General features: G+C 64.5%; 11 protein-coding genes. 4 read left to right on the top strand and 7 right to left on the bottom strand.

All coding sequences use genetic code 11. From position 1 onward, the window contains the following. Window positions 1-87: 87 nt before the first annotated feature. Entirely contained in the window at window positions 88-1,269 is a 1,182-nt protein-coding gene (locus tag EKK97_RS07095; protein ID WP_159550675.1) for an acetate/propionate family kinase, read from the top strand. Further along, window positions 1,266-3,440 carry a phosphate acetyltransferase gene (pta, locus tag EKK97_RS07090; RefSeq protein ID WP_159550673.1) on the top strand — a complete coding sequence of 725 codons (2,175 nt, stop codon included), beginning with the start codon at window positions 1,266-1,268 and terminating at the stop codon, window positions 3,438-3,440. Before EKK97_RS07095 ends, pta begins: the two co-directional genes overlap by 4 nt. On the opposite strand, the gene thiO is transcribed toward pta, so the two are convergent. The 5 genes from thiO to EKK97_RS07065 all read right to left on the bottom strand — a co-directional run bounded on the left by thiO (window position 3,437) and on the right by EKK97_RS07065 (window position 9,125). Then, window positions 3,437-4,564 carry a glycine oxidase ThiO gene (gene thiO, locus EKK97_RS07085; protein WP_159550671.1) on the bottom strand — a complete coding sequence of 376 codons (1,128 nt, stop codon included), beginning with the start codon at window positions 4,562-4,564 and terminating at the stop codon, window positions 3,437-3,439. The genes pta and thiO overlap by 4 nt on opposite strands. A gap of 105 nt (window positions 4,565-4,669) precedes the next feature. Then, the gene (locus tag EKK97_RS07080) at window positions 4,670-5,494 is read right to left on the bottom strand and encodes an ABC transporter permease (protein WP_159550669.1); all 825 of its coding nucleotides are present in this window, start codon (window positions 5,492-5,494) and stop codon (window positions 4,670-4,672) included. Window positions 5,495-5,497: 3 nt separating this feature from the next. Beyond that, the gene (locus EKK97_RS07075) at window positions 5,498-6,763 is read right to left on the bottom strand and encodes an ABC transporter permease (protein ID WP_159550667.1); all 1,266 of its coding nucleotides are present in this window, start codon (window positions 6,761-6,763) and stop codon (window positions 5,498-5,500) included. 96 nt (window positions 6,764-6,859) lie between these two features. Then, window positions 6,860-7,921 carry an ABC transporter substrate-binding protein gene (locus EKK97_RS07070; RefSeq protein WP_159550665.1) on the bottom strand — a complete coding sequence of 354 codons (1,062 nt, stop codon included), beginning with the start codon at window positions 7,919-7,921 and terminating at the stop codon, window positions 6,860-6,862. Window positions 7,922-8,003: 82 nt separating this feature from the next. Then, window positions 8,004-9,125 (bottom strand): ABC transporter ATP-binding protein, encoded by a 1,122-nt coding sequence (locus EKK97_RS07065; protein ID WP_159550663.1) that lies wholly within the window; start codon window positions 9,123-9,125, stop codon window positions 8,004-8,006. Between the two features lie 280 nt (window positions 9,126-9,405). On the opposite strand from EKK97_RS07065, the gene EKK97_RS07060 reads away from it, so the two are divergent. Continuing rightward, window positions 9,406-10,008 (top strand): class I SAM-dependent methyltransferase, encoded by a 603-nt coding sequence (locus tag EKK97_RS07060; protein ID WP_159550661.1) that lies wholly within the window; start codon window positions 9,406-9,408, stop codon window positions 10,006-10,008. Window positions 10,009-10,214: 206 nt separating this feature from the next. Continuing rightward, window positions 10,215-11,339 carry an aminotransferase class V-fold PLP-dependent enzyme gene (locus EKK97_RS07055; protein WP_159550659.1) on the top strand — a complete coding sequence of 375 codons (1,125 nt, stop codon included), beginning with the start codon at window positions 10,215-10,217 and terminating at the stop codon, window positions 11,337-11,339. A 75-nt stretch (window positions 11,340-11,414) separates the two neighbouring features. Here EKK97_RS07055 and EKK97_RS07050 read toward each other — a convergent pair whose 3' ends face one another. Next, window positions 11,415-12,110: a CBS domain-containing protein gene (locus EKK97_RS07050; RefSeq protein ID WP_159550657.1), complete on the bottom strand. Its 696-nt coding sequence runs from the start codon at window positions 12,108-12,110 to the stop codon at window positions 11,415-11,417. A gap of 151 nt (window positions 12,111-12,261) precedes the next feature. Continuing rightward, the gene (locus EKK97_RS07045; protein ID WP_159550655.1) at window positions 12,262-13,770 is read right to left on the bottom strand and encodes a hypothetical protein; all 1,509 of its coding nucleotides are present in this window, start codon (window positions 13,768-13,770) and stop codon (window positions 12,262-12,264) included. Window positions 13,771-13,881 lie beyond the last annotated feature (111 nt).

Raw genomic sequence — 13,881 nt, 5'->3', positions numbered from 1 at the left:
TGGGGCAGGTCCGATGGCGATAACGGGATGATAGACTAAAGTCTTACGTCTATCCTGCCACTACACTCTCATCCATGCGGAGCCCCGATGAACGCCCCGGTACTGGTCATCAACTGTGGTTCGTCGTCTATCAAATATGCCCTGGTGCCATCCGCACCGGACCAGCCACGCCTGGCCGGGCTGGCGGAACGCCTGGGTAGCGGCGGTGATGCCCGGCTCAAGGGCATCGACAGTCGTGGCGAATCCTTTTCCCAGGCCCTCGGCGAGGCCGATCACACCCGGGCGCTGGAAGCCATTCTCGACCGCTTGGAGAGACACCGGCCGGTCGCGGTAGGACACCGCATCGTGCACGGTGGTGAACGTTTCACCCGCGCCGCATTGATCGATGATGACGTAGTCGCCGCCATCGAGCAGACCTCGGCATTGGCGCCGCTGCACAACCCGGCCAACCTGGAGGGGGTAGCCGCCACCCGCCGGCTGTTCCCCGATCTGCCCCAGGTAGCGGTGTTCGATACCGCCTTTCACCAGACGCTGCCAGCGCGAGCCTATCGCTATGCCTTGCCCGAGGCGCTCTATCGCGACCACGCCATCCGCCGCTATGGCTTTCATGGCACCAGCCACGCCTACGTCAGCCGGCGTGCCGATGCGTTGAGTGGCCTCGAGGGGGGTGGCTGGCTCACCGCTCATCTGGGTAACGGTTGCTCCACCTGTGCGGTATGGCAGGGCCGAAGTCTCGATACCAGCATGGGGCTCACCCCGCTGGAAGGCGTGGCAATGGGCACCCGTAGCGGCGATGTCGACCCCGGGCTGCATGCGCACTTGTCGCGCCAGCTCGGCTGGTCGCTCGAGCGCATCGACGAGGTACTCAATCGCAACAGCGGCCTGCTGGGGCTCTCGGGATTGACCAACGACATGCGCGAACTGGAAGCGGCCGAGTCACAGGGGCATCCGGGTGCAGCCCTTACCCTCGAGGTGTTCTGTTACCGCATCGCCAAATCACTGGCAGCACTCAGTTGCGCCCTGCCGCGCCTCGACGGCCTGGTATTCACCGGCGGGATCGGCGAAAACTCCGCGCCGGTTCGCGAGCGGGTGATTGCCCTGCTGCCCCACTTCGGCCTGCAGCTGAATCGCACCGTCAACAGCGAGACGGTCAGGGGGCGTGAAGGACGCATCGACGCCGGAGGACGCCAGCTGTGGGTCATTCCCACCGACGAAGAGGGCCAGATCGCCAACGAAACCCGTCAACGCCTGCAAGAGATCTCCGCATGACGCCACGCGACATACGTTCCCACTCTCAGGTGCTGCTGATGGTACCGACCGCTGTCGGTGTCGGCCTGACCTCGGCCAGCCTGGGCCTGATGCAGGCACTCGATACCATCGGCCTCAAGACCGGCTTTCTCAAGCCGTTCCGCCAGGACGAGCTCAACGGCCCTGGCCCCGACCGCTCCACCGCCCTGGTCAGCAGTACCCTCGGACTGCGCCCGCCAGCTCCCATCGCCCAGGGCGACTTGGAGCGCCTGTTGCGCCAGGACCGCCTCGACGTGCTCATGGAGCAGGTCATCGAACTCTATGACCAGGCGGTGGGCGACGACCCCGCCAGCATGCCCGACCTGATCGTGGTGGAGGGGGTGGTTCCCACCGCGCATGGCACCTATGCGACCCAGCTCAATGCCCAGCTGGCCCACGCCCTCAACGCGCGTATCGTCCTGGTCGGCAGCGGCGATGCCGCCGCTCCCGGTGCCTTGGCCGAACAGCTCGACATGCACGCACAAGCCTTCGGTGGAGTGGGTTCCACACGGACCCTGGGCTGCATCCTGATGCGCATGCAGAATCTGCCCGGCGCCGAGGAACCGGCCCTGGCCCCTGGCACCAGCAGCGTGCTGCTCGATGACGATTTCCTTGCCGAGTTCCGCCGTCACTCGCCGGCGCTGGCCACCGACCGCTTCCACCTGATCGGCGTGGTGCCCTACAACCCGGCCCTGACCGCACCGCGCGTGCTCGATGTGGCCCGGGCGCTCGATGCGCGCTTTCTCAACGAGGGCGACGCCGCCAACCGCCGGGTACTCTCTACCAGCCTATGTGCCCGCAGCGCCGCCAATGCCCTGCACGTATTCCGCCCGGGGAGCCTGATCGTCACCTCGGGTGACCGCGACGACATCGTGCTGGCCTCGGCGCTGGCCACCATGAACGGCGTACCCATGGCCGGCGTGCTGCTGACCAACGGCTTCATGCCCAACGACAACATGATCGAGATGTGCCGCCCGGCGCTGAAGACCGGCATGCCGGTGCTGGCAGTCGATACCGACAGCTTCACCACGGCCAAGAACCTGGGCCGGATGAGCAACGACATCCCCATGGACGACCTGGAGCGCGCCGAGCAGGTAACGCGTTTCGTCGCCGGCCACCTGGACCTGCAGTGGCTCAAGGACCACCTGAGCCGTGGCTTTGCACGGCGGCTGTCGCCTTCGGCTTTTCGTCATCAGCTGGTCAAGCTGGCCCAGCGCGCCAACCGGCGCATCATCCTGCCGGAAGGCAATGAGCCGCGTACCGTGGAGGCCGCCGCCATCTGCCAGCGTCGCGGCATCGCCAACTGCGTGCTGCTGGCCCGCCGCGAGGAGGTCGAGGAGGTCGCCCGCAACCGTGGGATCGAGCTGCCGGAAGGGCTCGAGATCCTCGATCCCGAGCAGATTCGCAGCCGTTACGTCGCACCGATGGTGGAGCGTCGCCGCGGCAAGGTGAACGAGCTGACGGCAGAGGACCAGTTGCAGGACAACGTGGTGCTCGGCACCATGATGCTACAGCTCGACGAGGTCGACGGGCTGGTGTCCGGCGCCATTCATACCACCGCCAACACCGTGCGTCCCGCCTTCCAGTTGATCAAGACCGCGCCCGGCTATCGACAAGTGTCGTCGATCTTTTTCATGCTGCTGCCGGAGCAGGTCGTGGTCTACGGCGACTGCGCGGTCAATCCCGACCCCGACGCCGAGGCGCTGGCCGAGATCGCCATCCAGAGCGCCCGCTCCGCCCAGGCCTTCGGCATCGAACCGAGGGTAGCCATGATCAGCTATTCGACGGGGGAGTCCGGCAGCGGCGCCGACGTCGACAAGGTGCGCCAGGCCACACGCCTGGCCCGCGAACTGGCACCCGACCTACTGATCGACGGCCCGCTGCAGTACGACGCCGCCGCCATCGAGAGCGTGGGCCGCCAGAAGGCGCCGGACTCCCCCGTGGCGGGCCGTGCCACGGTGTTCGTGTTCCCCGACCTCAACACCGGCAACACCACCTACAAGGCGGTGCAGCGCAGCGCCCGGGTGGTCAGCGTGGGACCGATGCTGCAAGGCCTCAACAAGCCGGTCAACGACCTCTCGCGCGGCGCGCTCGTCGACGATATCGTCTATACCATCGCCTTGACCGCGATCCAGGCGGCCCAGCGCGGCTAGGCGCCTGTCCTGTCGGCCGCGCCCAGGCGCGCGGGCCGGTAGGGCGCGGGATCGATGGCCGGCTCGCGCCCCAGCAGCAGATCGACTAGCAGCCGGGTTGCCGCCGGGGCCAGCACCAGTCCATTGCGATAGTGCCCGGCATTGACGAAGAGCCCAGCGATGCCCGGCACCTCGCCGATGAAGGGGATACCATCCGGGGCGCCCGGGCGCAGTCCGGCCCAGTGCTGCTCCACCTCGCAATCGGCCAGGGCCGGCAGCATGGCAACGGCGCTGTGCCACAACGATTCGCGAGCCTCCGCGGTGGTGCTCTTGTCGAAGTCGGTCTGCTCGAGGGTGGAGCCGACCAGCACCCGACCATCGCCACGCGGTATCAGATATCGACCGTCGCTCAGCACCACGCGCTCGAGCAGTTGACGCCCTCCTGTCATCGGCGGCGTGGCGAATAGCATCATCTGCCCTTTTACCGGCCGCACCGGTAACGCCACGTCGTGCTCGGCCAGCAGCACGCCGCTCCAGGCACCGCCGCAAAGGATGACCCGACCGGCCTCGATGCGCCCCTGCCCGGTCTCGACACCGCAGGCACGCCCCCGTTCGACGATCAGCCGCTGCACGGCGGCCTGCTCCATCAGAAGAACGTTGGGCAGCGCCTCGAGGCGTGCGCGCAGCGCCCGGCACAGTCGCGGATTGCGCACGCTGCCCAGGGTCGGCATCCACAGGCCTTCGTCTATCCCTTCGCACAGCCAAGGCTCCTTGGCATAGATGAAGGAAGCCTCCACCTTCTCCAGTGGCCAGCCCTGCCGCTGCGCCCAGGCGAAAGCCCGCTCGGCGTCGTCCACCCGCAGGTAGAGCAGTCCCTTCTGGCGGTACTCGATATCGATACCGGTGGCGTCGAGCAGCATCGCCGCCATCTCGGCATAGCGCTCTCCCGCGCTTCGGGCAAGCTGCGACACCGGCTCGCTGTAGCGCCAGGGGTAGAGCGGCGAGACGATACCGCCGCCGGCCCACGAGGCTTCCTGGCCGCAGTAGCCCCGCTCCACCAGGGTGACGCCATGGCCAGCCTCGGCCAGTTGACAGGCGGTCAGCATGCCGATGACGCCACCACCGATGATCAGGAAATCGTTCACGCAGGGACTCCGACTCTCACGTGCCCGAACACCATCGCTCTCGGACACCGACACGACTGCGCCCCGCGGTACGGGGCGCAGTGACAGACGAATGCGGCGAATGGCTCAGGAGTTGCCCCTCAACCTCTCGCTGCGCCGTCGCAGCAGCTCCATGGTAACCAAAAGCAGCGTCGAGATCAGGATCAGGATGGTGGCCATGGCGGCGATCGCCGGACTGATGTTCTCGCGGATACCGGAGAACATCTGGATCGGCAGCGTACGCTCGGTGGGGCTGGCAATGAACAGCGCCACCACCACTTCGTCGAAGGAGGTGGCGAAGGCGAACAACCCACCCGATACCACGCCGGGCACGATCTGCGGCAGCACCACGGTGAAGAACACCCGCACCGGGTCGGCGCCAAGGCTCGCTCCGGCGCGCATCTGGTTGAAGTCGAAGCCCTGCAGCGTGGCGTTGACGGTGATCACCACGAAGGGCACACCCAGTACCGTATGGGCCAGCACCAGGCCGGTATAGGAGTTGAGCAGCCCGACCTGGGCAAAGAAGAAATACATGCCCACCGCCACGATCACCAGCGGCACCACCATCGGCGAGATGAGCAGTGCCAGGATCGCTCCCTTGCCGGGGAAGTCGGCGCGGTTGAGGCCCACCGCGGCCAGGGTACCGAAGATCATCGCCAACAATGTGGCCAGCGGCGCCACGATCAGGCTGTTCTTCAGTGCCCCCATCCATGCCGCGGAGGTAAAGATCGCCTCGTACCAGCGCAGCGAGAAGCCCGGCAGCGGATAGGTGAGGAAGGAACCGCTACTGAACGACAGCGGAATGATCACCAGCACCGGCGCAATCAGAAACAGCAGCACCAGACCGCAGAACAGGCGAAACGTCCAGAACCACACTTTCTCCACCGGCGAAGCATAGGGAGGCAGCGACATGGCTCAGCTCCTGATCAGTTGCTTGCGGTTCACCAGGCGGTGGTAAACCAGATAGAGCAGCAGCGTGACCACCAGCAGCAGGCTACCCAGGGCCGCGGCCATGCCCCAGTTGTTGGTGGTGTTGGTGTAGTAGGCCACGTAGTAGCTGACCATCTGGTCGGCCGGGCCACCCACCAGCGCTGGCGTGATGTAATAGCCGAGCGCCATGATGAAGACCAGGATGGTGCCCGCCGCCACGCCGGAAATGGTCTGCGGCACGTAGACCTGCCAGAAGGCGGCGAAGGGGTGGGCGCCGAGCGATACCGCGGCACGCTGATAGCTCGGCGAGATCCCCTTCATCACGCTGTACAGCGGCAGCACCATGAACGGCAGCAGGATGTGCACCATGGCGAAGAAGACCCCGATTCGGTTGAACACCAGCTGCAGCGGCGATTCGATCAGCCCGGTGACGATCAGGCTCTGGTTCACCAGTCCATTGGACTGGAGCAGGATGATCCAGGCCGCGGTGCGCACCAGCAACGAGGTCCAGAACGGCAGCAGCACCAGGATCATGAGCAGGTTGCTGGTCTTGGCCGGCAGCGTGGCCAGCAGATAGGCCAGCGGGAATCCCAGCGCCAGGCAGATCAGCGTCACCCCGCCGGCAATGACCAGGGTGCGCTGGAATACCGCCATGTAGATACGCTCGCGCTCGGCGACACGCTGCAGCTCGCCCTCTGCGCCACGTTCGAGATCCAGCGAAGCCAGCAGGTAGCGATCGGTCGTGGTGGGCGCGGCGCGCTGGATACCAAGCCAGGTTTCGGTCTCGCCCCAGGCGGGGTCGATTTCGGTCAGGATCGTGCGCCAATCGGCATCCGCCTCGACCGCTCCGGCAGCCGGCAGGCCACGCAGGGTCGTCATCAGCAGGCTGCGATAGCTCGTATCCTCGTAGTTCAAGCGTCGCCCGATGCGCCCCAGCCCGCCGCCCTGGCGGGAGTCGCGCAGTTCAGCGGCGAAAGCCGCCAGGGTGGCGTTGTCCGGCAAGCCGGTACCGTCCCACTGCCTGAGCCCTTCTGCAGTGATCGGCATCACCGAATCCAGCTCGGTGTTGTCGACGCTACGCCACAGCATGCTGCCGATGGGCACGACGAACACCACCAACAGGAACAGCGCCAACGGCGCCACCAGGCCGATGGCCTTGAGCTTGCGCAAGCGCTCGGCACGACGTAGCTGCGCCTTGAGATTACCTCCGGGCCTCGCCGACGATAGGGTTGCCGTCAGGTTCGCGGACATCGCCTTCCCCATGAATCTCGCGTCGCGGCCCCGGCCTGCGCCGGGGCCGCCGACGAACTCAGCATGGCAGCGGCCAGGACCGCTGCCTCCCCTTCCTTAGCGCGCCGCCCAGGCGCTGAAGCGCTGCTCGAGTTCTTCGCCATGATCGACCCAGAAGCCGGTGTCGATGGCGAGTGCTCCAGTCATGTTCTCCTCGTGGGTCGGCATGCGCCGGGCCTGGGCATCGTCCAGTTGGTCGATGGCCGCCGGGTGCACGGGGCCGTAGGGGATCTCGCTGGAATAGACCGCCTGATTCTCGGGCTGACTGGCAAACTGGATGAAGTCGTAGGCTTCATCGACATGCTCGCTACCGGCCACGATGGCCCAGTAGTCGAGGTCGTAGATGCTCTCGTTCCAGACGATCTCGAGGTTGCTGCCCTCCTCTTGGGCGGCGGCGATACGGCCGTTGTAGGCAGAGGTCATCGCCACGTCACCGGAGACCAGCCACTGGGGCGGCTGGGCGCCCGCCTCCCACCACTGAATGTGGTCCTTGATCTCGTCGAGCTTGGCGAAGGCGCGATCGACACCCTCCGGCGTGCGTAGCACGTCATACACCTCGCTGGCGGCGACGCCGTCGGCCATCAGCGCGAATTCCAGGGTGTACTTGGCGCCGCGACGCAGCCCGCGTGTGCCCGGGAACTGCTCGACGTCCCAGAAGTCGGCCCAGGAGGTCGGCGCGCTACTCAGTGCATCGGCGTCATAGGCCAGCACCGTCGACCACACGAAGGTACCCACGCCGCACTCATCGAAGGCCGCATCGATCAGTTCGCCGCCCAGGCCGAGGCGCTGCCAGTCGATGGGCTCGAACAGGCCTTCGAAGCAGCCGCGCACCAGCTCGGGGGACTCCATTTCCACCACGTCCCAACTGACGTTGCCGGTTTCCACCATGGCGCGAATGCGCGACAGCTCGCCATTGTAGTCGCCCGGGGTCAGGCTGATACCGGTCTCTTCGGCAAAGGGGCCATAGTAGGCCTTCTCCATGGCTTGGCCCGAGGCGCCGCCGAACGAGATGACGGTCAACGCCTGGGCGTTGGCGGATACCGCCAGGCCGAGGGTGACCAGGCTGCCGAGGGCGATGCCACGGCTGATGCGGGACAGCGGGAAGCGGTTGTGCGTCATTTTTCTATCTCCCGGCCTGATGGGCCTTGTTATTGATGTGATATGACCGAAGCGTTGCGTCCCTGCGGGCTGGTACCCGAATTCAGGAGGCGTTGAGCGCGCGTACGTCCTCGTCGCGCCAGCCCAGCTCTACCATGTCTCCCGGCTGCATGCCGGTCTCGAAGTCATCCACGGGAACACGAGCCATGAACTCGTCGTTGCCAGCCAGCTCGCAGCGCACCCGTAGGTGATCTCCCAGATAGATGAATTCACGTACGCGAGCCTGAAGCCGGTTAGGCAGCTGCCGAGCGGAGCCGTTGAGCTTGACTCGCTCGGGACGAATCGACAGCCGGGTGGCATCGCCCACGGCCAGACCGGGCCCGATCAGCGCTCCGGTGATGAAGCCATCGCCGAAGCGGGCCCGGCACTGCTGTCCTTCCACCGACTCGATGCGTCCTGTCAGCGTGTTGTTCTCGCCGATGAACTGGGCGACGAAGGCATTGGCGGGGTGTTCGTAGAGGTTGCTGGGCGTATCGATCTGCTGGATGACACCGTCGTTGAACACCGCCACCCGGTCCGACATCGTTAAGGCTTCGCTCTGATCGTGAGTGACGAAGACCACGGTGAGCCCGAGCTGGTCGTGAATATGCTTGATCTCCAGCTGCATCTGCTCGCGCAGCTGCTTGTCCAGTGCCCCCAGCGGCTCGTCCATCAGCACCAACTGAGGCTCGAATACCAGTGAACGAGCCAGTGCCACCCGTTGCTGCTGCCCGCCGGAGAGCTGGGTCGGCCGGCGCTTGGCGAAGTCGCGCAGTTGGATCATGTCGAGGATGCGCGCCACCTTGCGATCGGCCTCGGCGGCCGGCATCTTGCGCGTCTTGAGCGGGTAGCGGATGTTCTCTTCTACCGTCATGTGCGGAAACAGCGCATAGTTCTGGAAGACCATGCCGAAGTTGCGCTTGTGGGGCGGTACGCTGTTGAGTCGCTGCTCGCGCAGGAAGATATCGCCGCTGGTAGGTACTTCGAAGCCCGCGAGCATCATCAGGCAGGTGGTCTTGCCGGACCCGGACGGGCCAAGCAGGGTGACGAACTCACCTTGGCGGATCGTCAGGTTGAGGTCCTTGACGACCAGATTTTCGCCATCGTAGGTCTTCTGTACCCCTTCGAAGGTAATCAAGGCTGGTGATGGGTGGTCGTTCGAATCGCTGGTATTGTTATGAGGCATTGTTTCACCCGGCGGCACGATGGATGTGCGATCAGCGCGTCAATAATTTATGACATTCGCTCAAAATTTCTCCATTTTCAAGCGAAAAATCGCCCCGCAGCACGTCAAGTATATTACACACTCCTCTTCTGCTGTAATTCAACGCAAGCGTGTCGTAGCCAACCGTTCACGCCCAGGCTAACGAGGTGGCGCACCGCCACGAAGCACCCCAACCTTTCACGCCGGCGCAGGCTGGCCTAGAGTGGAGGCATATTCAGCAAATACTGAAGGAGGAATGCCCATGGCGGTTCAAGAGCGACCCTCGGTCTTGGCAGGCCCCGAGCGACGAGCCCAGCTGACGCTGTTCGCCCGTAACTTCTTCAAGCATCCACGCATGCTGGGCTCGATCATCCCCAGCTCGTCCTTCCTGGTACGCCGCCTGCTGGAACCGGTCGACTGGGAGCGGGCACGGGTCGTCGTCGAGTACGGCCCCGGAGTCGGCACCATTACCCGAGAGATCCTCAGCCGCTTGCATCCCGACGCCACGCTCGTGGTGATCGAAACCAACGATGACTTCGTCGACTTCCTCAACCGTTCCCTGTCCGATCCGCGTCTCAAGGTGATCGCCGGCTCGGCCGAAACGATCCTGGCCGAGCTGGAGCGACTGGGCCTGCCCGCTGCCGATTACGTGGTGGCCGGTCTGCCCTTCAGCACCATGCCCGCAGAGATCCGCGAGCGCATCCTCAAGGGTAGCCATGAAGCCTTGGGGCCGGAGGGAGCGATGCTGATCTATCAGTTCTCGCCCAAGGTGTCGTCCGACCTGCGCCAGACCTTTACTCGAGTGGAGAGTACCTTCGAGCCGATCAACATTCCGCCAGCCAGAGTCTATTTCTGCCACAAGTGATCCCATTCGCACCGACATCGCGAGCTATCGATTCGCAGTGTCGGCCACCTCGGGTCGCACCAACCGCGGCATGGTGCGGCCCGGCGGCCTAAGTTTCCTGTATTCACCCCCTCCCCTGCACTGGCCCATGGCCGGGAAAGGTCATATCCTCATCGCTTCGAAGACACTAGCTCGAAGACACAGCTACGCACCGAAGGGAGAAACCTATGCCCGGCCTGTTGCCCGACGTCGACCCCGATGGCCTGCTCGAGTATTCGGTGGTCTATACCGACCGCTCGCTCAACCACATGTCCCAGCGCTTCCAGGGTGTGATGCGTGACGTCTCGGCGACTCTCAAGAGGGTCTACCGGGCGCGCAGTGCCGTGATCGTGCCCGGCAGCGGCACCTTCGGCATGGAAGCCGTGGCCCGCCAGTTCGCCACCAACCAACACTGCCTGGTCATCCGCAACGGCCAATTCAGCTATCGTTGGTCGCAAATCCTGGAAATGGGTGCCATTGCCGCCTCGACCACGGTGCTCAAGGCGCGCCGTCTGGACCCGCAGGATCCGCACTCCCCTTTCGCTCCGGCTCCCATCGAGGAAGTCGAGCGCACCATCCGCGAAGAACGGCCAGGGGTAGTATTCGCGCCCCATGTCGAGACCTCCGCCGGCCTGCTGTTGCCCGACGATTACCTGAAGCGGGTCGCGGCGGCAGTACATGACGTCGGCGGCCTGTTCGTGCTCGATTGCATCGCCTCGGGCACACTGTGGGTGGATATGGTCGAGCTGGGTATCGACGTCCTCGTCAGCGCGCCACAAAAAGGCTGGAGCGGACTCCCCTGCTGCGGCATGGTGATGCTCTCCGAAGCGGCCCGCAAGCGCATCGAGCAGACCGTCAGCACCAGCTTTGCCTGCGATTTGCGCAAATGGCTCTCGATCATGGAGACCTACGAGAACGGCGGTCATGCCTATCACGCCACCATGCCCACCGACGGCCTGGCCCGGCTGCGCGACATCATGCACGAGACCGCCGAGTACGGCTTCGAGCGTGTTTGCGAGGAGCAGTGGGCGCTGGGCCAGGGGGTGCGCGAGCTACTGGCCCGCTACGGCTACCGCAGCGTGGCGGCGCCCGGCTTCGAGGCTCCCGGCGTGGTGGTCTGCTATACCGAAGATCCCGGCATCGTGGCCAAGTTCGCCGCCGCCGGACTCCAGGTCGCCGGCGGCGTGCCGCTGATGTGCGATGAAGGTGCCGACTACCAGGCGTTCCGTATCGGCCTGTTCGGCCTCGACAAGTTGCATAACCGCGAACGCAGCCTGACCCATCTGGAAACCGCGCTAAAGCAGCTCGCCTGACCTTCCTTCCGGCAGGTGCGAGCAGAAACGAACAGGGCGGCCCGCTGGCCGCCCTGCTGCCTGCCACCACATCCATCAAAAATGGCCGACGCCGCGCGGCACCATACCCAGGTTGTTCTCCACGCTCTTGACCCCGGGTGTGTTCTCGGCAGCGACCTGAACCGCCATCTTCTCCTCCTGGCTCTCCACCAGCCCCCAGACCTGCACCGCGCCCTCGGTGACGATGACGTTGATGCGATCGACCCATACCCCGGTGTTCTCATCCACTTCCTTGAGAATCGCATCACGAATCTCACGGTCATCGGCCGTAACGGGCGTCTCCAGGTCCGGCGTGGTGGCCGAGAAGCCACGCAGCAGATTGGCACGACTGACGATCCCCACCAGCTTGTCGTCACGCACCACCGGCACCCGCTTGATGTGATGCTTTTCGAGCAGCTTGGCCACGCGGTGCAGCGGCTCGTCCTCAGTAATCGTGATGGGATTGCGGGTCATGATCTCGTGAGCCTTGCGCGCATGGGTCTTGATATACTCGCTGGCATTGTTGGCTCCGGCGAAGATCGACTTCAGCCACCATGACTTGCGGTGCTCGGCGCCGCTCTCGATCCGGCGCATCAGATCGCCTTCGCTGACGATGCCCAACACCTCGTTGCTCTCATCCACCACGGGCAGCGCACTGATATTGTTTTCGAGCAGGAGGCGTGCGATTTCGCGCACGTCGGTATCGGGCGATACGGTAATGACCTTGGTGGTCATGACGTCGACGGCTTTCATGGGCGGCATCTCCGTTGAGTGGCGATTGTGGTTACAGTCGACTTACTTGAAATTTAGTCCGCCTCGCCGGGCGTCACAATTTCCTTCATTGACAGTAGCGAACCGGACGCGCCGTCGACTTGACCTGGAACAACTCCATCGCCACAAAACGTCACGGGGCTGAAGACTCCGTCTGCTCCTCCGCCGCGCCAGCGAGCTTGCCACCTTCCTGATGCACCTTGACCACATCGACGATGCGTGACCGGCTCATGACGATCTTCCAGCGCTGCAGGATCGGCTCGGCGTTGGCCACCTCCTCACGTATCACCAGATTGAGCAGATGGCGCTTCTCGACCGACTCGCGGGAAACCTGCCCATCCTTGAGCCGATAGACATGATGGCTGCCCTTGTCCATGAGCCGGGTCAGCAGCGACAGGTCGATCGAAATGGTCTCGCGGGTCTTCTCGTAGCCACTGAGAAAACGTGTCGGCGACAGGCGTGAACTCGAACGGTAATGCAGCACCACCTCCTCGCGCTGGGCCACGTTGCGCTTGCGCACACGCTTGATCTCCTCATCGAGCTTGCCAAAGCGCTTGTAGTCGAACCACTCGAGCTGGCGCCCTACCAGCTTGTTGCTGGTCGCATCGACATACTGCCGGCGCCACTTGGGCCGCCCCTTGCGCAGCCAACGCCATAGCGTATTGCGCAGATCGTCCTTGAACACCTCGCGCATGGCATAAAGCACCGCCATGGCCAACACGAACAGCGCGGTGACGTTACCTACGGTGTCGCGGGCCTGGAGCAGCCCCCACGAGACGAAGATCATCACCACGCCGGTGGCCAGGCCCTTGACCGCCTTCTGCTCGGCGCCGCCCAACTCCTGGTTCTGCTGCTTCAGGGTCACGGGGTATTCGATGAGGCGCCTCAACAGGCGCATCTTGTTGGACATGCGCGTGGGATCGCGCACCACCCGGCTGGCGTTGTATTCGGCCTGCTCGCGGTGCGCGGCCTCGGCCTGGCCGATCTCCAGCAGGCGCTCACGGATGGTACGGTAGTCTCGACCACGCGGCAGGTGGGCGACCAGCGCCAGCAGGCGCTGCTCGGTGAACCACGAGAGATAGTTGTCGATGTTGGCGTAGTACTTGTGCAGGCTCTCCTCGCTCGGTTGATTGCGCCGCAAACGGCGCAGGATGCCCTGAGCCAGCTCGCTCAGTTCCTCGAGGCGCTCTTCCAGGCCAGCCGCCACGATCCGCCCCGGCAGCTCGCCGTCACTCTCCCCCGCGTTGCCTTCTTCGGCCTGCGGCTCGCTTCGTTCAGGCTCGGCATGACGCTCGGCCTGCTGCACGCGTCTTGCGGTGTCGAGCAAGGTCTGGGTCGCCCGCTCGAGTGCCACTACGTATTGGTAGGCATAAAGACTCAGACTCAGGCGGTACTGCTCGGAACTCAGCCTGCCGCGACTGGCCAGCCGGCTGAGCACCAGCGGCAGGTGGTGCTTGTCGCTGTAATAGGTCCGCTTGACGTGGATCGCACTGTAGTAGAAGGCATCCTCGGAGATGACATGCTCGTTGAGGCCGAGCTCACCCGGCACGAACAGGAACAGGTCCAGCCGATGCGAGGTCTCTTCCTGCAGCACGCGGGAGACTTTGAGATGAAAGCTATCCTTGCGTTCGACGGTAATCACGTCGTCGCAGCTCCTTGTACAGCCCGAGGCCATTGAAAGGCCGAATGGTTTTCATAGTACGGGCAATGCCGGCCCGCTTTCCATCTCGAACCAGCGGCACGAGGCACTCAC

The sequence above is a fragment of the Billgrantia tianxiuensis genome (assembly GCF_009834345.1).
In the GTDB taxonomy this organism is placed as follows: domain Bacteria; phylum Pseudomonadota; class Gammaproteobacteria; order Pseudomonadales; family Halomonadaceae; genus Halomonas; species Halomonas tianxiuensis.
The sequence above is the reverse complement of the archived record's forward strand: the minus strand, read 5'-3'. Positions and strand labels throughout refer to the sequence as shown.

Bases quoted from the DNA above. Each gene is read 5' to 3' on its own strand.
- EKK97_RS07050 (WP_159550657.1), bottom strand. From the start codon at position 12,110: ATGAAAGCCGTCGACGTCATGACCACCAAGGTCATTACCGTATCGCCC.
- EKK97_RS07075 (WP_159550667.1), bottom strand. From the start codon at position 6,763: ATGTCCGCGAACCTGACGGCAACCCTATCGTCGGCGAGGCCCGGAGGT.
- EKK97_RS07095 (WP_159550675.1), top strand. From the start codon at position 88: ATGAACGCCCCGGTACTGGTCATCAACTGTGGTTCGTCGTCTATCAAA.
- EKK97_RS07060 (WP_159550661.1), top strand. From the start codon at position 9,406: ATGGCGGTTCAAGAGCGACCCTCGGTCTTGGCAGGCCCCGAGCGACGA.
- pta (WP_159550673.1), top strand. From the start codon at position 1,266: ATGACGCCACGCGACATACGTTCCCACTCTCAGGTGCTGCTGATGGTA.
- EKK97_RS07080 (WP_159550669.1), bottom strand. From the start codon at position 5,494: ATGTCGCTGCCTCCCTATGCTTCGCCGGTGGAGAAAGTGTGGTTCTGG.
- EKK97_RS07070 (WP_159550665.1), bottom strand. From the start codon at position 7,921: ATGACGCACAACCGCTTCCCGCTGTCCCGCATCAGCCGTGGCATCGCC.
- EKK97_RS07065 (WP_159550663.1), bottom strand. From the start codon at position 9,125: ATGCCTCATAACAATACCAGCGATTCGAACGACCACCCATCACCAGCC.
- EKK97_RS07055 (WP_159550659.1), top strand. From the start codon at position 10,215: ATGCCCGGCCTGTTGCCCGACGTCGACCCCGATGGCCTGCTCGAGTAT.